Source organism: Mangrovimonas sp. sgz306409, assembly GCF_059735265.1.
In genome coordinates, this window is record NZ_JCAPEU010000007.1 from 72618 (window position 1) to 95620 (window position 23003).

Sequence of the window (23003 nt, forward strand, 5' to 3'; positions counted from 1 at the left end):
AAGTAGGAAACCTAGGATAGTTGCTATCAAAAACGCTCCACAACTAAAAAATTGAGTTTTGATGTGATTTCAAAAATATAGTTCCCCACTAACTGAGCGTTGGAAATAAGCAATAAAAAAGCCGCGAATTATAATTAAGCGGCTTTTTATATGATGATTATACTTTCAATTATTAGCAAAACAAACTAAATTCCTCGGTCTCGCATGTACAGGCCTCAGCACCCTTGTCATTTGGATTGGATTCAGAAAACTTGAAGGTTCCCAAAAACGAATCCCCCTCAACACCTATAGAAAATTTCTCCTTTTTAAAATTAACTTCCACTCGGCAAACATGAACACCACTCGGGTTGGTGAAATACGACATTTTAAAACATTGATAATCCTCACTGCTATCCTCTTTCAAAAACTCAATATTATCCATTTTTTCGAAATTGCAAATCTTTGAGGTAATTAAATTTAAAAGCGCTGTATCTAAGGTTTTCATAACGATTAGTTAATTTAGGCTGGCAAAAATACATTGAATTAACAAAAGGGCAATGTTAAGTTTACAGGCAGCAGTAAAATTTAATATTGGACCTTGCCCATAGAAAAAGTAATTTATGTTGAATTGAAGCGGCAAGAAAATTACTTTCCGATACAGAAATTAGCAAAAATATTACCCAACAACTCATCATTGGTAACTTGCCCAGTTATTTCTCCAAAGTGATATAAGGCCTGGCGTATATCAATGGCCAATAAATCACCTGACAAGCCTGTTTCCAAACCGTATTTTACCTTTTGGATTTCCTCAAAAGCCTTTAATAGGGCATCGTAATGACGTGAATTCGTAACGATGGTTTCGTTATTTCGCAACGCTCCTGTATTGATCAAATCGAGAAGGTTTTTGGTCAAATCCTCTACCCCTTCTCCCGTTTTGGCTGACAACATTTGTATTTCAGGGATTTCAGCTCTCATTTTGGCCTGTTGTTCGGCATCGATTTTATCCACCTTATTGGCTAAAATAATCAGCGGTTTTTGTGGATATTTGTTTTTGATTTTTTCAAGTTCCACCTTAAACTTGTCACTTTGCTCTTGGTACTGCGTACTGTCAAACAAATAAATCACTACTTGAGCCTGCTCTATTTTTTCAAAGGTCTTTTTAATCCCAATACTTTCCACCACATCTTTCGTATCTCGAATTCCAGCTGTGTCAATAAACCTAAAACCAATCCCGCCAATAGAAATTTCATCTTCAATAGTGTCTCTGGTAGTTCCAGCAATGTCGCTTACAATGGCGCGTTCTTCATTTAAAAGCGCATTCAACAAAGTTGACTTTCCAACGTTGGGCTCCCCTACAATCGCTACAGGAATCCCATTTTTGATCACATTTCCAACGGCAAAGGAATCGATTAGTCGTTTCAATACAAACACAATGCGCTCCACCAATTCCTTAAACTGACTTCTATCAGCAAACTCTACATCTTCTTCCGAAAAATCCAATTCCAATTCAATCAAAGAGGCAAAATTCAACAGTTCTTCACGAAGTTTAGCAATTTCCGAAGAAAACCCACCCCGCATCTGCTGCATGGCTACTTGATGCGACGCTTCGTTGTCACTGGCTATTAAATCGGCTACGGCTTCTGCTTGACTTAAATCGAGTTTACCATTTAAAAAAGCCCTAAGGGTAAACTCTCCCGCATTGGCCATTCTACAACCACGACGCAACATTAATTGGATGATTTCCTGCTGAATGTAGACACTTCCGTGGCAAGACACTTCAATAACATCTTCTCCCGTGTAGGAGTTTGGGTTTTTAAAAATGGTTACCAAAGCTTCATCCACCACTTTTTCATTGTCCACAATATGACCAAGATGAACCGTATGGGTACGCTGTTTGGATAATTCCTTTCCAGAAACAGATCGAAACACACCTGAGGCAATATTAATGGCCTCCGGCCCAGATAAACGGATCACCGCAATGGCGCCACTCCCCGAAGGCGTGGCCAAAGCCACTATAGTATCATTATGAGACATGATGGATAATTTTTAAACAAATGTATTGCAAAATTGCTGTTTCTGCCCAATTGCACACCATTTCTTTAGGGTTTCACCATAAAAGGGTTGACTTTCTAAAGGCAGACTTCCTATATTTGTGCAACTCAAAAACATAAATAACAATGAAAAAAATACTTAGTGTATTATCTCTTTCCCTACTTATTACGGCATGTAAATCGCCAGAGAAACACGATGGCTATGTAATTGATGGAACCGCAGACGGTATTACCAATGGCATTAGGGTTTACCTAAATACTATGGACGATCGCGGAAGACCCGTAGCTCAGGATACAGCCGTGGTAATGGATGGTAAATTTAAATTTGAAGGTGCTATCAGCTCTCCAAAACTATGGTTCCTTTCCATTGATAATGTAAATGGCTTAAAACCTATTTTAATGGAGAATGCCCTATTTGAAGCTACTGTTTACAAGGACAGTCTGCATGCCTCCAAAGTAACCGGAAGTCATTCCAACGAAATATTTTCTGATTACAACGAGGCAATGAAAACCATGTCCATGGAGCGTCAAAATATCACTTCCGATTTCAGAAAAGCTAGTCAGGCTAAAGATACCGCTGCCATTGCAAAGGCCAGAAAAGACCTTTCGGAGCTTACTACTAGAATGCAGACCTACCCATACGACTTCCTAAAAACAGGAGAACCTTCCTTCTTCTCTTTGTTGTTGATTGAATCCTTGATTCAAGGAAGAGACAGTGATTTAGCCAAACTTACCGAAGCTTACAATGGCTTAGATGCTGACATCAAAAACTCTGAATACGGTGTAGTTGTTGGCGGAAAAATCAAACAAAAAGAACAAGAGGCTGCTAAAACTGCGTATTTGGAAATAGGAAAACCTGCACCTGAATTTTCAGCTCCAGATACCAATGGTAATGTGGTTGCTTTGAAAGACCTAAGAGGTAAAGCTACCATTATCGATTTTTGGGCATCTTGGTGTGGTCCTTGTCGTAGAGAAAACCCAAATGTGGTTAAGGTCTATGAAAAATATCATGACAAAGGTTTAGAAATTATTGGCGTGTCCTTGGATAAAGAAGGTCAAAAAGACCGTTGGTTACAAGCGATTGAAGCTGACAATTTAACTTGGAACCATGTTTCTAACCTAAAGTATTTCCAAGATCCAGTGGCACAACAGTACAACATCAGATCGATTCCATCTACCTACATTTTGGATGAAAATGGAATTATCGTTGCCAAGAACTTGAGAGGTCCAGCTTTGGAAGCTAAAATTGCAGAGCTTTTGGATTAAGTCCTTTGCAAAACATACACAAACAAAAAAGTCTTCATTATTGAAGACTTTTTTTGTTCTATAATTTTCCTGTTTTGTGCATGACATACAGAATAATAATCGGAACTGCCAATAGTAACACCATCGGCAAATTGGTCTGTAGCAATGAAGGCATCAAAATAAGCGTTACCAGATAGCCTCCAACTGCACCACCAAAATGGGCATCGTGACCAATATTACCCACCTTATTTTTCATTCCGTAGATAGAATACAATAGATACCCAATCCCAAAAAGATAGGCTGGAATTGGAATAGGAATAAAAAACATATACAAACTCATTCCCGGGTTCAACAAAATGGCAGAATACAAAATACCGGTTACCGCTCCACTAGCTCCCACAGCACTGTAATAATATTCATCCTTGTGGAAAAACAAAGAAAACAAGCTTCCCAAAATCAAACTACTGATATAAATAATGATAAAATGAAGGTTTCCCAGATAGCTAATTACCACATCGGCAAAAAAGTACAGAGTAAGCATATTAAACAATAAATGGGCAGTATCCACATGTAAAAACCCAGAACTGAACATCCTGATTTGCTCTCCCCTCTTGATGCCTCCTACATTAAATTTATAGCGTTCAAAAAAGCCGTAATCGCCAAAACCTTTATAAGAAACAATTACATTGGCCGCAATGATAACGATGGTCACTAAACTTAAATCCATAAACTCAAGAGGTATATTTATATTATAGCATATATTTGCTCTTGCAAATCTAATACTAAAAAATGCAATTTCTTGTCTACATTTTGGTTTACCCAATTATCTGGTTCATTTCCAAACTCCCTTTTAGACTCCTTTACGCCCTCTCCGACTGTATTTTCGTTCTACTATACTACGTTGTGGGCTACCGTAAAAAAGTAGTAAAGGAAAATCTCAATTTGGTATTCCCCAATAAATCCAAAGAAGAAATCAATACCATTACCAAGAAGTTTTACCATCATTTATGTGATATGATTGTAGAAGCCCTTAAATCGATGTCGATTACTGAGGAAGAAATGAGAAAACGCTTCACCTTTACCAATGTAGACCTGATACAAAATACAGTGGACGATGGAAAAAGTATTGCTTTAATGTGTGCCCATTACGGAAGTTGGGAATGGATTTTCGTATTGCAAACCTATTGTGATGTCAAGGGATATGCCGTTTACAAACGTTTGGAGAATAAATATTTTGACAAATTGGTCAAAGAAATTAGGGCCAAATACAATAGTTATCTCATCACTACCAAGGAAACCATTCCGGTATTATTAAAAGCCAAGGCCAACAAGCAGCAGATTATTTGTGGGTTTGTAGCCGACCAAACACCAAAACCTAGCAAAGCCTTTCATTGGGGAGAATTTATGGGGATAAAAGTCCCTATGCACACAGGAGCAGAAATGCTGGCCAAACGTTTAGATCTCGCTGTTGTTTTCTTCAAGGTGAAACGTCTCAAGCGTGGGTATTACCAAACCACTTTTGAAACCATTACCCTAAACCCAAAAGAATACGATAATTATGATATTACCGACCATTATTTCAAGTTGGTAGAAGCACAAATCGAAGAAGCCCCAGAATACTACTTGTGGACACATAAGCGTTGGAAACACCGAGACAGTGTCCCTGAGGAATATCAATCCTAAAAATAAAAAGAGCTCCGTATTGGAGCTCTTTTTATTTTATATAAACACAAGATTTTAGCTATTTGCAATTGCCTTGATTTCAGCAATAAATCTATCGGCTAAAGTATCGGCTTCCTCTTGTGAAGGCGCTTCGGTATAGATTCTAATGATAGGCTCCGTGTTACTTTTTCTTAAATGCACCCATGAGTTGGCAAAGTCGATCTTTACACCATCAATAGTGGTGATTTTTTCATTGGAATACGTTTCTGCCATAGTTTTCAAAATAGCATCCACATCCAATTCTGGTGTCAACTCTATTTTCTTTTTGCTCATAAAGTAGTTTGGATAAGAGGCTCTTAAAGCGCTAACCGACTGTTTCTTTTCTGCCAACAAACTCAAGAACAAAGCAATCCCCACCAAAGCATCTCTCCCATAATGTAGTTCAGGGTAAATGATGCCGCCATTACCTTCGCCTCCAATAATAGCATTGTTTTGCTTCATCAATTCCACAACGTTCACTTCCCCAACAGCACTGGCTTCATAGGTCCCACCGTGTTGTTTGGTAATATCATTCAAAGCTCGCGTAGAACTCATATTGCTTACGGTATTCCCAGGGGTTTTACCCAACACATAATCGGCACAAGCTACAAGGGTATATTCCTCCCCAAACATCTCGCCTCTCTCATCCATAAAGGCCAAACGATCTACATCTGGATCCACCACAATACCCAAATCGGCATGTTCTTTTACCACAGCTTCAGAAAGATCGGTTAAATGTTCTTTTAATGGTTCTGGGTTGTGCGGGAAATGCCCATTAGGCTCACAATACAATTTTACAGTTTCCACGCCCAAACGCTCCAACAATAAAGGAACTGCTATTCCTCCCGTTGAATTTACACCATCTACAACTACTTTAAATTTAGCTGCCTTAATGGCATTGGCATCCGCCAAATTCAATTTCAAAACCTCATCGATATGCATGTCGATATAGGCATCGTTTTTAGTGATATACCCTAAACTGTCCACATCGGCAAAAGTCATGCTGTCCTGTTCGGCAATTTCCAAAATTTTAGCACCTTCGGCACCATTTAAAAATTCTCCTTTGGCATTCAATAATTTTAGGGCATTCCATTGTTTTGGGTTATGACTCGCCGTAAGGATGATTCCTCCATCAGCATGTTCCAAAGGCACCGCTACCTCCACTGTTGGGGTGGTTGACAAGCCTAAGTCCACCACATGGATCCCAAGCCCTACCAAAGTGTTCATTACCAAATTTTGAATCATGTCTCCCGAAATTCTGGCATCTCTTCCAACTACCACAGTATGATGATCTTTTTGACGTTGTTGTTTGAGCCAAATACCATAAGCCGAAGCAAATTTTACGGCGTCAATCGGTGTTAAATTATCACCGACTGTACCGCCTATGGTACCACGAATTCCTGAAATTGATTTTATAAGTGTCATATGTTTGTATTCTTGATTTCAGCAAAGATAACAATTCAAATTCTTAAAACTATCGGCAAAGTATCGCTTCTAATTTGTAAATTACCCTAATGAATTTTCTCGCACATATCTATCTTTCTGGGGACGATGAACTTATCCGCATTGGTAATTTTATGGCTGATGGTATCAAGGGTTCCCAATACAAAAGTTTCCCTACAGACATTCAAATTGGTATTTTACTGCACCGCGAAATCGACACCTTTACAGACTCGCACCCCATTGTGAGACAGAGCACCAAACGCTTGCACCCTAATTACAGCCACTACAGCAGTGTGATTGTGGACATTCTTTATGATCATTTTTTGGCCCGAAATTGGACTCGATATTCCGATACGCCTTTGAGCGTTTTTGTAGATGATTTTTATGACAGCCTTTCCAACAATGGAGAATTGCTCACCTCTAGGATAAAACATTTAACTCCCTATATGATTGCTGATAACTGGTTATTGAGCTATGCCAAAATTGAAGGTATACAGCGGGTTTTGAACGGTATGAACAGACGAACCAACCATAAATCCGGGATGCATACGGCCACCTACGAACTGAAACTATATTACACTGAATTTGAAACTGAATTCACTGAGTTCTTTGAGGAACTTAGGGCTTTTTCTATCGATAAGCTCCATCAATTGAAACAACAATACTATCCTTCTCCATGAAACACCTTTTGCCCTACTTACTCCTTAGTATTTCAATATTTTCCTGCACTAAAGCTTCCAAAAATCCCCCAAAAGGACTGATTACCGAAAATGTCATGGTGGTCTCCGCAAGAGAGGAAGCATCCAAAATTGGTGTAGACATTCTAAAGAAAGGCGGTAATGCCTTCGATGCTATGATGGCTACCGAAATCGCTTTGGCAGTCACCTTTCCCTATGCAGGAAATTTAGGTGGTGGCGGCTTTATGGTCTACCGATTGAACAATGGAGAAACAGGTGCTTTGGATTTTCGTGAAAAAGCCCCTTTAGCAGCCTCTAGGGATATGTATTTAGACTCCTTAGGAAATGTTATTGCCAACAAAAGTACGGTTGGCGCTTTTGCTGTTGGAGTACCCGGCACCGTGGCAGGACTATTTGCCGCTCACGAAAAGTTTGGTTCACTTCCTGTAAAAGACATTTTGGATCCTGTGATTGAGCTGGCAAAAAAAGGATTTAAGGTCACCAAATACCAAGAAGAACGCTTCGATACCTACGACAGTATTTTTAAAGCTGTAAACGGAAAAGACATCTTGTTTTCATCGTCTATTAAAGCTGGAGATACCATTAAAAATCTAGCCCTCGCCAAAACTTTGGAACGCATTGCCCAAAATGGCAAAAAAGAATTCTACGAAGGCCAAACAGCAAAACATTTGGTCAATTTTATGCAGGAAAAGGGAGGTGTCATCACCATGGAAGATTTAGCGCTTTACGAAGCCAAGTGGCGTGATCCCATTACATTTCGGTATAAAGATTTACAGATTACCTCCATGTCTCCTCCATCCAGCGGCGGTATTTGTTTGGGACAAATCATGAAAATGGTAGAGCCCTTCGATCTTAAATCTTATGGACATAATTCCCTAAAAACCATTCAAGTTTTGGTTGAAGCCGAACGACGAGCCTATGCCGATAGAAGTTTTTATTTGGGAGATCCCGATTTTGTTGAGATTCCAACCGAAACGCTTTTGGATACCGACTATTTAAAAGAACGCATGGCCAATTTCTCTTTTGAAACTCCCACCAAATCTGAAGCGCTTTCCTATGGTACTATTGCCGGTTTTGGTAGTAATGAAACTACTCATTATTCTATTGTAGATGCTTTTGGAAATGCGGTATCGGTCACCACTACCCTTAACGGGGCATATGGCTCCAAACTCTATGTGGATGAACTTGGTTTTTTCCTAAACAACGAAATGGATGATTTTAGCAGCAAGCCAGGAGTTCCCAACAGCTATGGCCTCTTGGGGGCCGAAGCCAACAGCATTGCACCTCAAAAACGGATGTTAAGTGCCATGACTCCAACCATTATAGAAAAAAATGGAAAACTGTTTATGGTGTTGGGAACACCAGGAGGCTCCACCATCATTACTTCGGTGTTACAGACTATTTTAAACGTTGAGGAATTTGGCATGGGTATGCAACAGGCTGTAGATGCCCCGCGTTTTCACCACCAATGGTTGCCAGATGAAATTAGAATGGAGGTGAATTTATTTCCTGAAACACTTAAAAACCAACTCGAAGCACAAGGCTATCCTATCAATGAAACGGCGCCACCAATCTCCGCTAGGGTTGATGCAATTTTAGTCCTTGACAACGGTAATTTGGAAGGCGGAGCCGACCATAGAGGAGACGATACAGCGGCCGGTTATTAATCGATGCATTTGGATGCTGAGCGTATTAATTTAAAACAATCAAAAAAAACTATTACATTTAAAAGAAAACTGCTTCAGAAATAGTCTTCTAAGTAGGGAATTCCGAGATATGCCTCAAAACCTTAAAATCTCTAGTAAAGATTAAAACCAACGTGTATGCGATTGAGCAAGCCCTTAAAAATAATCTTAGGTGTCATCATCTTTTTTACTTTGCCTAGCCTCTTGCTCTTTGGTTTCGCCTACTTTAAATATGGCGAACCTTTGCCTGTAGCGTCCCAAAGTGAAGCTGCCGATATTATGGCAAAAAATATGTTGGACGCACTTAATCATGAAGCATACGAAGAAACAAACTTTATTGAGTGGACCCACAAGAAACGTCGACATTACAAATGGAAAAAAAAGGAAGGTAGCTGTACGGTTTACTGGAAAGACTACAAAGTAGACCTCAATCTTTCCGATTATAGCAAAAGCAAATGCTATGTCCATAATTTCCAGGTTGACGGAGACACAGGCAATGACCTTTTGGAAGACGCTATTTCATATTTTGAAAATGATTCGTTTTGGTTGGTTGCTCCCTACACCATTTTTGATGAAGGCGTTACCAGAAGTATTGTAACTTTGGAAGATGGCAGTAAAGGGCTCATGGCCACCTATTCCCCCAAAGAATCCTATGTTTGGAAGCTAGAGGCCAACAACGTCCCAAAAAGCTTAAAAATGTGGACCAACAAACTTCCTTTTGGAGGCATTGAAATGTCATGGAAAGATTGGACCACCACCGAAAGTGGGGCCCAATTGCCTACCTTTCACAAATTCTTGGTATTTGGAATCCAACTTAACCATATTACGGCTACCAAATAACCCTACTTGGCAGATTTCTGACCAACGAACTGATGATTCTTCAACTTAAACAACACATTAAAGGTCGTTAAGCTGCCATAAATACGGGTAATGTATTGCTGTAAATCTATCTTTTCGCCCTCATCCAAATTACTACTGTTAATCTTTTGTTCCATTACTCGCAAGCGATCACGCACCATGGTGATTTTATGAAAAAAACTATCAATAGGGATTTCCTTACTTTGTAACGAACTATCTTCTGGTTTCAAAATCATGGTCCCTCCTTTCCATTTATCACCAATAGGCACCACTTCGGTCACATCGCTCCAACGTTTTAAAATTTGCACCAAGCTACTCTCTACTTCAGCAAAACTAATGGTGTCCACATCATCTTCCATAGCTTCGATGATTTCAAACTCACTATCCAAATCAATCGTTTCCAATCCATTTTCAATAAAAGTCACCCAATAGTGCTTGGAAGTTACGTTGGTCACGACCCCTTTTCCCAATTCTGGATGGTCTATCCTAGACCCTATTCCCAATAATTTCATATGCTTTATTTTTTGACCTGGTTTTACAGGTTTTGATTAATTTTTAAATACAGTTGACACATTAACAATGCACCAGCACAAGTATAACAATTTTTGAAGCATTTTCTAAGAGTTTTAAACCTAAACACAGTAGTTTTTCACTGTTTTAATTGGCTTTAAAAACATAACTTATCTACCTCAGTTTTACAATAATTAACAGTATACAAAATAAGGGATACTTCCTTTTTCAGTTCATAATCTGTACCTTTGCAACTTTGCCAATTTTATGAGCGCATTTGAAGAACATATTGAAGTTAAGGGTGCCCGAGTGCACAATTTAAAAAACATCGATGTTACCATCCCCAGGGAACAGTTGGTAGTCATAACGGGACTTTCTGGAAGTGGAAAGTCGTCTTTGGCTTTCGACACCATTTATGCCGAAGGACAGCGTCGCTATATTGAGACCTTTTCGGCCTATGCCCGCCAGTTCTTGGGAGGTTTGGAACGTCCGGATGTAGATAAGATCGACGGCCTTTCCCCTGTGATTGCCATAGAGCAAAAAACCACCAGTAAATCGCCAAGATCCACCGTGGGAACTATTACCGAAATCTATGATTTCTTGAGATTGCTTTTTGCCAGGGCTAGTGATGCCTATAGCTACAACACTGGTGAAAAAATGGTGAGCTATAGTGATGAGCAAATCAAAGCACTTATCACAGAAAGTTACGAAGGCAAACGCATCAATATTTTGGCGCCTGTCATCAGATCGCGAAAAGGACACTACCGCGAGTTGTTTGAACAGATTGCCAAACAAGGCTTTGTAAAAGTACGCACCGATGGTGAAATCAAGGACCTTGTAAAAGGCATGAAACTTGACCGATACAAAACGCACGATATTGAGATTGTCATTGACCGATTGAAAATTGATGCTTCAGCCGATAACGATAAACGCTTAACAGAAACTATCAATACGGCCATGTACCATGGTGATGATGTCTTGATGATTTTGGACCAAGACACTCAGGAAGCGCGTTATTTCAGTAGAAATTTAATGTGTCCTTCTTCTGGTATTTCTTACCCCAATCCAGAACCCAACAACTTTTCATTCAACTCACCTAAAGGTGCCTGTCCAAAGTGCAATGGGATTGGCAGACTGTATCAAGTCAATGAAAGGAAAATTGTTCCAGACGATACACTCTCCATTAAAAATGGCGCTTTAGCTCCTCATGGACCTCAAAAAAACAGTTGGATTTTCAAACAATTGGAAGTTATTGGACAACGCTTCAATTTCGACCTTAACACACCTTACAAGGACATCCCTGACGAAGCCAAACAAATGATTCTTTATGGAGGCAATGAAAAATTCTCCATTCAAAGTAAAACATTAGGCGTGACCCGCGATTACAAAATCGATTTTGAAGGGGTTGCTAAATTTATAGAAAGTCAGTACCATAATTCCGATTCGACTTCCTTGAAAAGATGGGCCAAGGAATACATGGACAAGGTGGTTTGTGACGAATGTGAAGGGTCTCGACTGAGAAAAGAATCCCTATACTTCAAGGTCAACGGATTGAGCATTGCCGATTTGGCACATAAGGACATTGTAGATCTGTCCCAATGGTTTGCCGATTTACATAATCACCTTAGTGACAAGCAGCTTAAAATTTCAGAAGAAATTATCAAGGAAATCAAGGCCCGACTTCAGTTTTTATTGGATGTGGGACTGGATTACCTTTCCCTAAACCGCAGCTCAAAATCGCTTTCTGGAGGCGAGGCACAGCGTATTCGCTTGGCCACACAAATAGGTTCTCAATTGGTAGGGGTGCTTTATATCTTGGATGAACCTAGTATAGGATTGCACCAACGTGACAACGAAAAATTGATCAATTCCTTGGTGTCACTAAGAGATATAGGTAATTCTGTTATTGTGGTAGAACATGATAAGGACATGATAGAACGCGCCGATTATGTAATCGATATTGGTCCGAAAGCAGGAAAACACGGAGGGGAAATCATTAGTATTGGAACTCCCGAAGAACTCAAAACCCATCACACCCTTACCGCCGATTATCTAAACGGCTGCAAACAGATTGAAATTCCTAAAAAGCGCCGTAAAGGCAACGGAAAATCCATCGAATTAAAAGGCTGCACAGGAAACAACCTCAAAAATGTATCGGTAACCTTTCCTCTAGGAAAAATGATAGGTGTTACGGGGGTGTCAGGAAGTGGAAAATCCACCTTGATCAACGAAACCCTCTACCCCATTATGAATGCCCATTATTTTAACGGGGTTAAAAAACCGATGCCTTACAAAAGCATCAAAGGATTGGAGCATATTGACAAAGTTATCGATATCAACCAATCCCCTATTGGGCGTACCCCGAGAAGTAATCCTGCGACTTACACTGGAACCTTTAGCGAAATACGTAGTTTATTTGCCAAAGTGCCGGAAGCCATGATTCGCGGCTACAAACCTGGGCGTTTTAGCTTTAATGTGAAAGGTGGCCGATGCGAAACCTGCCAAGGTGGTGGACTTCGTGTGATTGAAATGAACTTTTTACCTGATGTTTACGTTGAATGTGAAACCTGTCAAGGCAAGCGTTTCAACAGGGAAACTCTAGAAATTCGTTACAAAGGCAAATCGATTAGTGATGTCTTGAACATGACCATTAATGAAGCTGTAGACTTCTTTGAGCATATTCCTAAAATCCATAAAAAACTGAAAACCATTCAGGATGTTGGATTGGGCTACATCACATTGGGACAACAGAGTACCACGCTTTCTGGAGGGGAAGCCCAACGCATCAAACTGGCTACAGAATTAAGCAAACGGGACACCGGTAACACCTTCTACATTTTGGATGAACCTACTACAGGATTGCATTTTGAAGATATCCGTGTGTTGATGCTGGTACTTAACAAATTGGTTGACAAAGGCAACACCGTACTGATTATAGAACATAACTTGGATGTCATTAAAACCGTGGACCATATTATCGATGTGGGTTATGAAGGCGGAAAAGGTGGCGGACAAATTATTGCGGAAGGTACTCCTGAAGAGATTATCAAAAACAAAAAAAGCCATACAGCCAGGTTTCTTAAGAAAGAATTGGAGTAATATTTTTTGATAAAAAATTAGTTTTTAACAATTTAAACTAGTAAAAATCAACATTTTACTATTATTTAGGAAATTTCTTTAGTATATTAGTATCATAACATCAAAACCACAACTATTATGAGAAGTATACTTTGGCTTGTTGCCGTTATTTGTATCCTTGTTTGGATTCTGGGATTTTTCGGGATCGTGGAAGGAATTGGAACCAGTAGCTTAATCCATATTTTGCTCGTTATTGCCGTTATCGCAATTCTTTACAACATCATCTCGGGCAGGAAACCATTATAGAAACATCTTTATATAAATAACTTTCAAATTAAGAAAAGGCGGAATTCATTCCGCCTCTTTTTTTACCGTAAAGTCACTCCCATTTAACATGCTTACCAAATTTTAATTTGTATCTTGAAATCCTTAAAAAAGGGCAGTTTTAAGAATTTTGAGTACAACGCCCTGATACCTTTTTAAAATTTCAAATATGACCAGAGAACAACATCACAGACGATGGAACGAGATAAAAACCAATGATTCATGGGCCATTTTTAAAATCATGGGGGAATTTGTTAATGGCTACGAAAAGTTAAGCCTTATAGGTCCCTGTGTATCCATCTTTGGATCGGCCCGAACAAAACCAGACCATAAATACTATAAACTAGCCGAAAACATTGCCGAGAAAATTGTCAACCAAGGCTACGGTATCATTACAGGTGGTGGCCCTGGTATTATGGAAGCCGGGAACAAAGGTGCCCATATTGCCGGAGGCACTTCGGTAGGACTCAACATAGAATTACCGTTCGAACAACATGACAACCCTTATATTGATTCTGATAAGAGTTTGGATTTTGACTATTTCTTCGTGCGAAAGGTCATGTTTGTAAAATACTCGCAGGGCTTTGTAGTGATGCCCGGAGGTTTCGGGACTTTGGATGAATTGTTTGAATCCATCACCCTTATCCAAACCCATAAAATTGAGCGTTTCCCCATTATTTTGGTGGTGAGCGAATTTTGGAACGGCCTCATGGATTGGATCAAATCTACCCTTTTGGAAGCTGGCAACATCAGCCCTGAAGATTTAGACCTTTTTCATATTGTGGACACCCCGGAAGAAGTTATTGATATTCTAGATGAATTCTACCAAGAATTCAACTTGAGTCCAAATTTCTAACACACTTAACTCCCTGTATCAAAACAACATAACAAAAACCACAGGTTTCAACATTAAATCTATGATATTAAAGGTTTTCTTTTCACATAAAACTTTGTAATATTATGTTTTATATGGAAGGATGCAGGGCGCTTTGTAACTCTCCAAAAAACTATAATTAAAAAAAATACGTTAGTAAAGTAACTTGCCTTTTGTCATGTTTTGTGCCTTTGGCAAGCCGATTAATGATTGTTCTAGCACATTGAAAATACATTTCAAACTCATTCTCGTGCTCTTGATTAGCACCTCCGCTTTTTCTCAAAACAAAATTGAGATGCAAGCCATTTTCGATGTTCCCAACAAAACCATTCAAATTAAGCAGTACATTGCTTGGAAGAATACCTCAAAGGACACCTTAAAAACCATCTACCTAAACGACTGGAACAATAGTTATTCTACCAAAAACACAGCTTTGGCCACTCGTTTTACGGAAGAATTCAATAACAAGTTCCACTTTGCCAAAAGCGACCAACGTGGTTATACCATTGTAACTTCGGTAAAGGACACCTTGGGTGTTGAGTTGCCTTACGATAGAATAAAAGACCATCTGGATGTTTTAAAAATAGACTTGAATACGCCTTTGCCTCCCGGCGAAAACTACACTATTATATTACATTACAACCTACTGGTTCCTAATAACACTTTTACAGGTTATGGGGTCTCCGACGGTATGGATTTCAATCTGAAGTATTGGTATTTGGCACCAGCCGTATATGATGGCGAATGGCATTATTACAGCAATAAAAACTTGGATGATTTCTATACGCCACCTGCCGAAATAACCTTGGAAGTAGTGCACCCTAGAAACTATGCCTTGATTTCTGAACTTAATACCATTTCTTTAAAACAAACAGACTCTACACAAACCGTAATTTTGAATGGTAAAAACAGGGTAAACACCAATTTTGTTCTGACGAAATTCCCCAATTACAAATATGTAAAAGCCAATAATGTCACGGTGGTTACCAACATTGATGATGGCGGGCTAAAACCTCATGAAAGAGCCTTGGTTGTGGACAAAATTGTCAACTTTATGAGTGAGAACATGATTCCATATCCACATGAGCGCCTTTTACTTACAGAAATCGAGTATAAAAAGAATCCGCTTTACGGACTCAACCAGTTGCCAAACTTTATTCGACCTTTCCCCGATGGATTTCAGTACGAATTGAAATTATTAAAAACAGCCCTGAACAATTATCTTGAAAACACCTTATTGCTTAATCCAAGGGATGATTATTGGTTTAAGGATGGATTGCAAGTGTACTTCTTGATGAAATATATTGAAGAGTATTACCCAGACATGAAATTTCTCGGGATGTTGGCAGACATTTGGGGAATCCGGGCTTTTCACGCTTCAGACCTTAAGTACAACGATCAGTACAACCTGTTTTTCATGCAAATGGCACGTACCAATAGAGATCAACCACTTACCATGCCCAAAGATTCCCTATTAAAATTCAATGCGAATATTGCAGGTAAATATAAAGCAGGAGTTGGTCTAAAGTATTTGGGAGATTTTATCCAACCTGAAATTTTGGACCAAACCATTAGCCAATATTTTGAAGCACATCATGAACAGCTTTCTTATTCCAAAGATTTTGAAGCCCTATTGAAACAAAACACCTCCAAAGACATTGATTGGTTCTTTGAAGACTACATCAATACAAGGAAGAAAATTGATTTTAAAATCAAAAATGTAAAACGCGAAAATGATTCGATAAGCCTGACCATAAAAAACAAACGGCATAACTCGATGCCGGTATCCTTTTTTACTATGGCAGAGGACAGTGTGCTTTCCAAAACTTGGATTGAGAATATTCATGGCAGCAGGACCATTAAAATTCCAGAAGACAGTATTGACAAATTGGTACTTAACTATGATAAAGTTATCCCTGAAATCAACCTAAGAGACAATTGGAAATCTTCCAAAGGCTGGTTTTTTAATAACAAACCTTTGCAAATTCGCCTATTCAAGGATATTGAAGATCCTAATTACAACCAAGTATTCGTGATGCCAATTATTGAATACCGCAACATTTACGATGGGTTAACCCTTGGTACCAAACTCTACAACAAAACCTTATTGCGAAAGCGTCTTAACTATAAGTTTTCACCTAAATACGCTACCCATTCCAATATTTTAACGGGATCCGCATCCGTATCCTATACTCATAATTTGGAAAATCAGGATTTATACAACATTACATACGGCTTATATTCTAGCTATTCGTCCTTTGCTAAAGATGCCTTTGTGTCTATTTTCACTCCCTCTCTAACCTTTAGTTTTAGGGATGACAAGAACTTTAGATCCAACCAATCGCAATATGTCAACATGCGCTATGTAGATATTTCAAGAACCTATAACGATCCTTTAGTAGTACCCTCCGAAACGCCGGATTATGGTGTTTTCAATATACGCTACATCTACGCTAACCCAGGTTTGGTGAACTATTCCAAATGGTATACCGATTTTCAATTGGCTGATAAATTTGGAAAGTTGGCCGTGAATTATGAGTACAGAAAGCTTTACCAAAACAACCGCCAATTAAATCTAAGATTCTTTGCCGGAACTTTTATCTACAATAACAACGCAGATGATTCCGATTATTTTAGTTTTGCATTAGATAGACCGACGGACTACCTTTTTGATTATGATTATTTGGGACGTTCGGAGCAATCGGGGATTTTCAGTCAGCAAATTATCATTGCGGAAGGAGGTTTTAAATCGAAATTGGATCCGGCATTTGCCAACCAATGGATGGCAACCATGAATCTGAGTACCACCATTTGGCGCTATATTGAGGCCTATGGAGACATGGGAGTGGTAAAAAACAAATACAACAATGCCGAATTTGTCTACGATTCGGGTATCAAACTCGATTTGGTCACCGATTATTTTGAAATCTACTTCCCCATCTATTCCAATTTAGGATGGGAAGTCGGCCAACCGAAATACGACCAAAAAATTCGCTTCAAGTTTACGGTAGACCCTAAAGCGCTTCTAGGACTGTTCCGCAGAAGGTGGTTTTAGCGATTTCTCAGCGAAAATGCTATTTTTTGCATTATTATAATTATTTTACAAAAAAAGAGTATTTTTCTTATCAAATCATCAAAATTATAACACATTCCATCGTTGTAAAGCTTCGAAAGATTACCTAAATTTGCAACAACTATAAAATCGACACTATGCAAACTGAAACAACCACTATACAAGACATAACCTTTGATGATTTTAAACAAGAAGTTATCAACGATTATAAAACTGCTGTCACCAGTAGAGAGTGTAGTTTGCTAGGAAGAAGAGAAGTACTTACTGGGAAAGCTAAGTTTGGAATTTTTGGAGACGGAAAGGAAGTACCTCAATTAGCCTGGGCCAAAGCTTTCAAAAATGGAGACTTTAGATCTGGCTATTACAGAGACCAAACTTTTATGATGGCCATTGGCGAATTGACCGTGCAACAGTTTTTTGCTGGTTTATATGCGCATCCTAGCCTTGAAGCCGATCCAATGTCCGCCGGACGTCAAATGGGAGGTCACTTTGGCACCCATAGCTTAGACGCCAATGGAAATTGGAAAGACTTGACCAAACAAAAGAACTCCAGTGCCGACATCTCTCCTACCGCTGGCCAAATGCCACGATTGCTGGGATTGGCACAAGCCTCTAAAATCTACCGAAATGTAAAAGGGATTGATACTACTAACTTTTCTGTAAAGGGAAATGAAGTAGCTTGGGGAACCATTGGAAATGCCAGTACCAGTGAAGGCTTGTTTTTTGAAACCATCAATGCTGCCGGTGTATTACAAGTGCCTATGGTAATTAGTGTTTGGGATGACGAATATGGTATTTCTGTTCACGCCAAATATCAAACTACCAAAGAAAGTATTTCCGAGATATTAAAAGGATTCCAAAGAGATGAAAACGGTAATGGTTATGAAATCCTAAAAGTAAACGGTTGGGATTATGTAGCCTTGATTGAAACGTATCAAGAAGCGGCTCGCATCGCCAGAGAAGAGCACGTTCCTGTATTGATTCACGTGTTGGAATTGACCCAACCACAAGGGCACTCTACTTCAGGATCGCATGAGCGTTATAAGAGTAAAGACCGTTTGGAATGGGAAACAGAGCACGATTGTATCTCAAAAATGCGCGAATGGATGCTTGCCAACAATATGGCAACCGAAGAGGAATTGCGCGAGATAGAAAAGACCATAAAGAAAGATGTTAGAAATATCAAAAATCTGGCTTGGGATGCTTATCTAAAGCCTATAAAAGAAGAACAGCAGCAAGCTATCACCTTGCTTAACCAATTGGCAAATTCTAGCCACAACAAGGCATTTATTAATAAATTGGCCAATGAGCTTTCAGAAATAAAAGAACCTATACGAAAAGATGTTATTTCTGTAGCTAGAAAGGCGTTGCGTTACGTAATTTCAGAAAATACTGCTGAAAAAACAGCACTTCAAAATTGGATCAACACCTTCTTTGAAGAGGTACAGCCTAAATACAGTTCACATCTATACTCAGAAACTGAAAAGTCGGCTTTAAATGTAAAAGAAGTTGTTCCTAGTTATGGTGATAATGCAACTGAAGTGGATGGTCGTGTAGTGATCCGTGATAACTTCGATGCTATCTTCAACAAATATCCAAACACTTTGATTTTTGGTGAAGATTCTGGAAATATTGGAGATGTTAACCAAGGATTGGAAGGCTTACAGGAAAAATATGGTGACCTTCGTATTTCTGACGCAGGAATTAGAGAAGCTACCATTTTAGGCCAAGGAATTGGAATGGCCATGAGAGGTTTAAGGCCCATTGCCGAAATCCAATATTTGGACTACCTAATGTACGCACTTCAAATTATGAGTGACGATTTGGCTACGCTACACTATCGTACAGCAGGTAGACAAAAAGCGCCATTAATTGTTAGAACCCGTGGCCACAGACTGGAAGGTATTTGGCACTCTGGTTCCCAAATGGGAGGTATCATCAATTTGGTTCGCGGTATGCATGTTTTAGTACCTCGCAACATGACCAAAGCTGCTGGTTTCTACAACACATTGTTGGAAAGTGACGAGCCTGCTTTGATTGTGGAATGCCTAAACGGATACAGACTTAAAGAAAAAATGCCAGAAAACCTTGGGGAGTTCAAAACACCTATTGGTGTCGTGGAAACCGTTAAGGAAGGTGCAGATATTACTTTGGTGTCTTACGGATCGACTTTAAATATCGTAGCGCAAACAGCTAAGGATCTATTGGAAGTTGGTATCGATGCTGAAGTTATTGATGTACAATCTTTGTTACCATTCGATTTGAACCACGACATCCTGAAAAGTGTTCAAAAAACCAATCGTTTGATGGTAATTGACGAGGATGTTCCTGGAGGTGCTTCGTCTTATATTTTGGATGAAATTTTAAATACCCAAAATGCATTCCAATATTTAGACAGTCAGCCACAAACATTGACTGCGAAACAGCACAGACCTGCCTACGGTACAGATGGTGACTATTTCTCAAAACCTTCTGCCGAAGACATTTTTGAAGCGGTTTACAACATGATGCATGAAACAAACCCTACAAACTTCCCGAGTTTGAGATAAGCAATTTATTATCAACTTTATATACAAAACCTTTTAGGACTTCCTAAAAGGTTTTTTTATATTTATAAGGAACTCACATTCCTTGTATGCTTACTCAACATGACAAACAGCAGTTAAGAAGTACTATTTTTAGGCATCTTGACGGTATTGCTACAGCTACCACAGCCCATGTATTGCATGAAAAGGGTGTACTCAATTACATTCTAGAACAGCAACAAGTAGATCTAGAACAACTTACAATAAAATTCAAGGCCAATGAGGGCTATTTAAATGTAGCTCTACGAATTCTCTGCGCTCAAGGATGGCTAAACCAAGAACTAACCACAAAGAACAATACCATTCACTACGCTATTAATGACCAAAGTGAAAAGGCTTTTCAACTCATCCCATTGTACAAAGAAGCTGTTCAACTCCTATCCTATTCCGTGAAATTTCCAGAGGAACGCATTGGTCCGGATGCCTTTTTAGCATTGGAACATATTTTCAAGAACTCTGAAAATCATTTTGGATTGAAACAACCGCCAGAAGATAGTCTAGAATTCCAAATTCTGAAACATATTGAAGGCTTGATAGTAGCCCCTATTATTGTATTGATGGGAGTTCGCGGGCTGTTCCACAAATACTTTATGGAAGCCTCCTTTACTGCAGAAGAATACCATAGAAACCCTGAAAGTTTTAAAAAGATCCTAGACTTTTTTGCCTATTTGGGATGGTTTACCAAAAAAAAGAACACTTATCAATTTACTGATACAGGTCTGTTTTTTGCCAAGCGAGCCACTGCTTATGGCGTTACCGTGTCCTACCTCCCTACCTTTATAAATCTAGAAGCGCTTATTTTTGGAAATCCCCTCATCTTAAAAACCGATAATATAAACGAAACGGAAAAGCATGTAGACAGAGAAATGAATGTTTGGGGCAGCGGTGGCGCCCATTCCACCTATTTCAAAGTCATAGATGAAGTGATTATTGAATTGTTCAACAAACCAATCGATGCGCAACCAAAAGGAATTTTAGACATGGGCTGTGGTAACGGAGCTTTTCTTCAACATATTTTCGATGTCATCGAACACCAAACCCTAAGGGGAAAAATGCTAGAGGAACATCCTTTACTATTGGTTGGTGCCGACTTGAACCAAGCCGCATTGAAAGTCACCAGAGCCAATTTAATTTCTGCCGATATTTGGGCCAAAGTGATTTGGGGCGATGTGGGCAGACCTGATTTATTGGCTCAAGACCTAAAAGAAGATTATGGTATCGATTTAGGAGATTTATTGAATGTAAGAACCTTTTTAGACCACAACAGGATTTGGACAGCGCCACAAAATCCTACCCAAAGAACCAGCATCTCTTCTGGTGCTTTCGCCTATAGAGGTGAACGTCTTCAAAATAGCTTGGTGGAAGATTCGCTCCTAGAACATTTTCAGCGCTGGAAACCCTATGTGGAGCGGTTTGGCCTGCTCATTATAGAATTGCACACTATTGCTCCAGAAATGATAAGCAAAAACCTAGGCAAAACTCCAGCTACTGCTTATGACGCCACCCATGGCTATAGTGACCAATATATTTTGGAAATTGATATCTTTATAGCCTTGGCGAAAGAGGCAGGATTGGCCCCGGTAGCACAGTATGCCTCCAAATTTCCCAACAGCGACCTAGCAACCGTAAGTATTAATTTATTTAAAGGAGTTTCATCCTAGCCCATTATATGAAAAAACCACATTCAGATTTTGCCTTATTAATTTTAAGAGTTATGTTTTCAGGATTAATGCTCACCCATGGCATTCCTAAAATTCCAAGACTATTTGCATCACCCATTGAATTTGCAGACCCCATAGGTTTGGGTGCAACCACATCCTTAATATTGACTTTAATAGCCGAAGTTTTGGCCCCAATTGCCGTAATTTTAGGTATAAAAACCAAACTGAGTAGCATTCCAATAATCATCACCATGGCAGTTGCCGCCTTTGTAGTCCATTTACAAGACCCTATTGGGAATAAAGAAAAAGCCTTGTTGTATCTTGCTGCTTATATCGCTATATTTTTAATGGGACCTGGAAGTTACTCTTTGGATAATCGTTTAAAAAAATGAACACTGCGGAAACCAAACCTAAATTAATCACTCGCGATTGGCTAGCTATTGAGCGTACTAAACTGGCCAATGAGCGCACCTTTTTGGCGTATTTTAGGACTGCAATCGTGTTTTTGGGAACAGGTATCACCATTTTAAAAATCGAAATTTTCAACAGTATGAAACCCTTTGGAGTCATTCTTATTACCGTTGCCCCCATTATTCTTTCCATTGGCATTGTTCGTTTAATTTACGTGAGACGATTGATTAGAAAACACTACAATGCCTGATTAAACATCATTTATGCACACAGAAACCGTTTCCAATATCAAAAAAGAATTGCAGCACCGAAGCCATGAAGAGCTCACCAACCTATGCCTTCGCTTGGCTCGTTTTAAAAAGGAGAACAAGGAGCTACTTACCTACCTGCTATTTGAATCGCATGACGAACAAGGCTACATTGATGCTGTAAAAATGGATATGGACTCCCAATTTGAACAGATCAATACCAACAGCTATTTCTACATCAAAAAAAGTGTGCGTAAAATTTTAAGAAGCGTGCAGAAGTATATTCGTTATTCCCTTAAAAATGAAACCGAAGTAGAATTACTTCTCTATTTCTGTCAAAAACTTAAGGACTTTAGCCCTTCTATATTTGAAAATGTTACTCTAAACAATCTATTCGAAAGACAAATCAATAGCCTCAAAAAGAAAATTTCTGTGTTGCACGAAGATTTGCAATACGACTATACTTTAGAATTGGAAGCGTTATCTGAATGATTCAAACCCCAATTATTCTTTTATTCTTAATTCCACAAACAAAAAAAGCCAATGCAAGTGCATTGGCTTCATCACTAAAGGCGTAAT

The 23003-nt window shown here is 39.1% G+C and carries 19 protein-coding genes; 14 read left to right on the forward strand and 5 right to left on the reverse strand.

Annotation, left to right across the window (positions count from 1 at the left end; genetic code table 11):
• Window positions 1-172 precede the first annotated feature (172 nt).
• Entirely contained in the window at window positions 173-484 is a 312-nt protein-coding gene (locus tag AC6I5C_RS12540) for a hypothetical protein (protein WP_497905444.1), read from the reverse strand.
• A gap of 140 nt (window positions 485-624) precedes the next feature.
• The gene (gene mnmE, locus AC6I5C_RS12545) at window positions 625-2013 is read right to left on the reverse strand and encodes a tRNA uridine-5-carboxymethylaminomethyl(34) synthesis GTPase MnmE (RefSeq protein WP_497905445.1); all 1389 of its coding nucleotides are present in this window, start codon (window positions 2011-2013) and stop codon (window positions 625-627) included.
• A gap of 143 nt (window positions 2014-2156) precedes the next feature.
• Between mnmE and AC6I5C_RS12550 the strand changes: the two genes are divergently transcribed.
• Window positions 2157-3296: a redoxin domain-containing protein gene (locus AC6I5C_RS12550; protein WP_497905446.1), complete on the forward strand. Its 1140-nt coding sequence runs from the start codon at window positions 2157-2159 to the stop codon at window positions 3294-3296.
• Between the two features lie 58 nt (window positions 3297-3354).
• Here AC6I5C_RS12550 and AC6I5C_RS12555 read toward each other — a convergent pair whose 3' ends face one another.
• A complete protein-coding gene (locus tag AC6I5C_RS12555) occupies window positions 3355-4002 on the reverse strand; it encodes a rhomboid family intramembrane serine protease (protein ID WP_497905447.1) in 648 nt (215 codons plus the stop codon).
• 62 nt (window positions 4003-4064) lie between these two features.
• On the opposite strand from AC6I5C_RS12555, the gene AC6I5C_RS12560 reads away from it, so the two are divergent.
• A complete protein-coding gene (locus AC6I5C_RS12560; protein WP_497905448.1) occupies window positions 4065-4958 on the forward strand; it encodes a lysophospholipid acyltransferase family protein in 894 nt (297 codons plus the stop codon).
• Between the two features lie 54 nt (window positions 4959-5012).
• Here the strand turns inward: AC6I5C_RS12560 and glmM are convergent, their stop codons facing one another.
• The gene (gene glmM / locus AC6I5C_RS12565) at window positions 5013-6401 is read right to left on the reverse strand and encodes a phosphoglucosamine mutase (RefSeq protein ID WP_497905449.1); all 1389 of its coding nucleotides are present in this window, start codon (window positions 6399-6401) and stop codon (window positions 5013-5015) included.
• An 89-nt stretch (window positions 6402-6490) separates the two neighbouring features.
• Between glmM and AC6I5C_RS12570 the strand changes: the two genes are divergently transcribed.
• From AC6I5C_RS12570 to AC6I5C_RS12580, 3 genes are all read left to right on the forward strand, one after another.
• On the forward strand, window positions 6491-7099 hold the full coding sequence (locus AC6I5C_RS12570; protein WP_497905450.1) for an acyl carrier protein phosphodiesterase: 609 nt from the start codon (window positions 6491-6493) through the stop codon (window positions 7097-7099).
• Window positions 7096-8784 (forward strand): gamma-glutamyltransferase, encoded by a 1689-nt coding sequence (gene ggt, locus AC6I5C_RS12575; protein WP_497905451.1) that lies wholly within the window; start codon window positions 7096-7098, stop codon window positions 8782-8784. The genes AC6I5C_RS12570 and ggt overlap by 4 nt, the downstream gene beginning before the upstream one ends.
• A 156-nt stretch (window positions 8785-8940) precedes the next feature.
• Window positions 8941-9642: a hypothetical protein gene (locus AC6I5C_RS12580; protein ID WP_497905452.1), complete on the forward strand. Its 702-nt coding sequence runs from the start codon at window positions 8941-8943 to the stop codon at window positions 9640-9642.
• A gap of 2 nt (window positions 9643-9644) precedes the next feature.
• Here AC6I5C_RS12580 and AC6I5C_RS12585 read toward each other — a convergent pair whose 3' ends face one another.
• Window positions 9645-10172, reverse strand: a complete 528-nt coding sequence (locus AC6I5C_RS12585) for a DUF8685 domain-containing protein (RefSeq protein ID WP_497905453.1) — start codon at window positions 10170-10172, stop codon at window positions 9645-9647.
• A 265-nt stretch (window positions 10173-10437) separates the two neighbouring features.
• On the opposite strand from AC6I5C_RS12585, the gene uvrA reads away from it, so the two are divergent.
• The 9 genes from uvrA (at window position 10438) to AC6I5C_RS12630 (ending at window position 22916) form a co-directional block, all read left to right on the forward strand.
• Window positions 10438-13269 (forward strand): excinuclease ABC subunit UvrA, encoded by a 2832-nt coding sequence (gene uvrA / locus AC6I5C_RS12590; RefSeq protein WP_497905454.1) that lies wholly within the window; start codon window positions 10438-10440, stop codon window positions 13267-13269.
• A 117-nt stretch (window positions 13270-13386) separates the two neighbouring features.
• Window positions 13387-13554, forward strand: a complete 168-nt coding sequence (locus tag AC6I5C_RS12595) for a lmo0937 family membrane protein (RefSeq protein WP_123812133.1) — start codon at window positions 13387-13389, stop codon at window positions 13552-13554.
• A gap of 187 nt (window positions 13555-13741) precedes the next feature.
• Entirely contained in the window at window positions 13742-14428 is a 687-nt protein-coding gene (locus AC6I5C_RS12600; RefSeq protein ID WP_053977164.1) for an LOG family protein, read from the forward strand.
• A 313-nt stretch (window positions 14429-14741) separates the two neighbouring features.
• Window positions 14742-17501 (forward strand): gluzincin family metallopeptidase, encoded by a 2760-nt coding sequence (locus AC6I5C_RS12605; protein WP_497905455.1) that lies wholly within the window; start codon window positions 14742-14744, stop codon window positions 17499-17501.
• Window positions 17502-17656: 155 nt separating this feature from the next.
• Entirely contained in the window at window positions 17657-20068 is a 2412-nt protein-coding gene (locus AC6I5C_RS12610; RefSeq protein WP_497905456.1) for an alpha-ketoacid dehydrogenase subunit alpha/beta, read from the forward strand.
• An 86-nt stretch (window positions 20069-20154) separates the two neighbouring features.
• On the forward strand, window positions 20155-21765 hold the full coding sequence (locus AC6I5C_RS12615; RefSeq protein ID WP_497905457.1) for a class I SAM-dependent methyltransferase: 1611 nt from the start codon (window positions 20155-20157) through the stop codon (window positions 21763-21765).
• A gap of 8 nt (window positions 21766-21773) precedes the next feature.
• A complete protein-coding gene (locus AC6I5C_RS12620; protein ID WP_497905458.1) occupies window positions 21774-22157 on the forward strand; it encodes a DoxX family protein in 384 nt (127 codons plus the stop codon).
• Window positions 22154-22426 carry a DUF202 domain-containing protein gene (locus AC6I5C_RS12625; RefSeq protein ID WP_497905459.1) on the forward strand — a complete coding sequence of 91 codons (273 nt, stop codon included), beginning with the start codon at window positions 22154-22156 and terminating at the stop codon, window positions 22424-22426. The genes AC6I5C_RS12620 and AC6I5C_RS12625 overlap by 4 nt, the downstream gene beginning before the upstream one ends.
• Before the next feature lie 13 nt (window positions 22427-22439).
• Window positions 22440-22916: a hypothetical protein gene (locus AC6I5C_RS12630; protein ID WP_497905460.1), complete on the forward strand. Its 477-nt coding sequence runs from the start codon at window positions 22440-22442 to the stop codon at window positions 22914-22916.
• Window positions 22917-23003: the final 87 nt, after the last annotated feature.

Coding starts and splice junctions, on each gene's coding strand:
- AC6I5C_RS12550 (WP_497905446.1), top strand. CDS start 2,157: ATGAAAAAAATACTTAGTGTATTATCTCTTTCCCTACTTATTACGGCA.
- mnmE (WP_497905445.1), bottom strand. CDS start 2,013: ATGTCTCATAATGATACTATAGTGGCTTTGGCCACGCCTTCGGGGAGT.
- AC6I5C_RS12595 (WP_123812133.1), top strand. CDS start 13,387: ATGAGAAGTATACTTTGGCTTGTTGCCGTTATTTGTATCCTTGTTTGG.
- AC6I5C_RS12580 (WP_497905452.1), top strand. CDS start 8,941: ATGCGATTGAGCAAGCCCTTAAAAATAATCTTAGGTGTCATCATCTTT.
- AC6I5C_RS12585 (WP_497905453.1), bottom strand. CDS start 10,172: ATGAAATTATTGGGAATAGGGTCTAGGATAGACCATCCAGAATTGGGA.
- AC6I5C_RS12570 (WP_497905450.1), top strand. CDS start 6,491: ATGAATTTTCTCGCACATATCTATCTTTCTGGGGACGATGAACTTATC.
- AC6I5C_RS12630 (WP_497905460.1), top strand. CDS start 22,440: ATGCACACAGAAACCGTTTCCAATATCAAAAAAGAATTGCAGCACCGA.
- glmM (WP_497905449.1), bottom strand. CDS start 6,401: ATGACACTTATAAAATCAATTTCAGGAATTCGTGGTACCATAGGCGGT.
- AC6I5C_RS12615 (WP_497905457.1), top strand. CDS start 20,155: ATGCTTACTCAACATGACAAACAGCAGTTAAGAAGTACTATTTTTAGG.
- AC6I5C_RS12560 (WP_497905448.1), top strand. CDS start 4,065: ATGCAATTTCTTGTCTACATTTTGGTTTACCCAATTATCTGGTTCATT.
- AC6I5C_RS12600 (WP_053977164.1), top strand. CDS start 13,742: ATGACCAGAGAACAACATCACAGACGATGGAACGAGATAAAAACCAAT.
- AC6I5C_RS12555 (WP_497905447.1), bottom strand. CDS start 4,002: ATGGATTTAAGTTTAGTGACCATCGTTATCATTGCGGCCAATGTAATT.
- ggt (WP_497905451.1), top strand. CDS start 7,096: ATGAAACACCTTTTGCCCTACTTACTCCTTAGTATTTCAATATTTTCC.
- uvrA (WP_497905454.1), top strand. CDS start 10,438: ATGAGCGCATTTGAAGAACATATTGAAGTTAAGGGTGCCCGAGTGCAC.
- AC6I5C_RS12610 (WP_497905456.1), top strand. CDS start 17,657: ATGCAAACTGAAACAACCACTATACAAGACATAACCTTTGATGATTTT.
- AC6I5C_RS12625 (WP_497905459.1), top strand. CDS start 22,154: ATGAACACTGCGGAAACCAAACCTAAATTAATCACTCGCGATTGGCTA.
- AC6I5C_RS12620 (WP_497905458.1), top strand. CDS start 21,774: ATGAAAAAACCACATTCAGATTTTGCCTTATTAATTTTAAGAGTTATG.
- AC6I5C_RS12540 (WP_497905444.1), bottom strand. CDS start 484: ATGAAAACCTTAGATACAGCGCTTTTAAATTTAATTACCTCAAAGATT.
- AC6I5C_RS12605 (WP_497905455.1), top strand. CDS start 14,742: ATGCAAGCCATTTTCGATGTTCCCAACAAAACCATTCAAATTAAGCAG.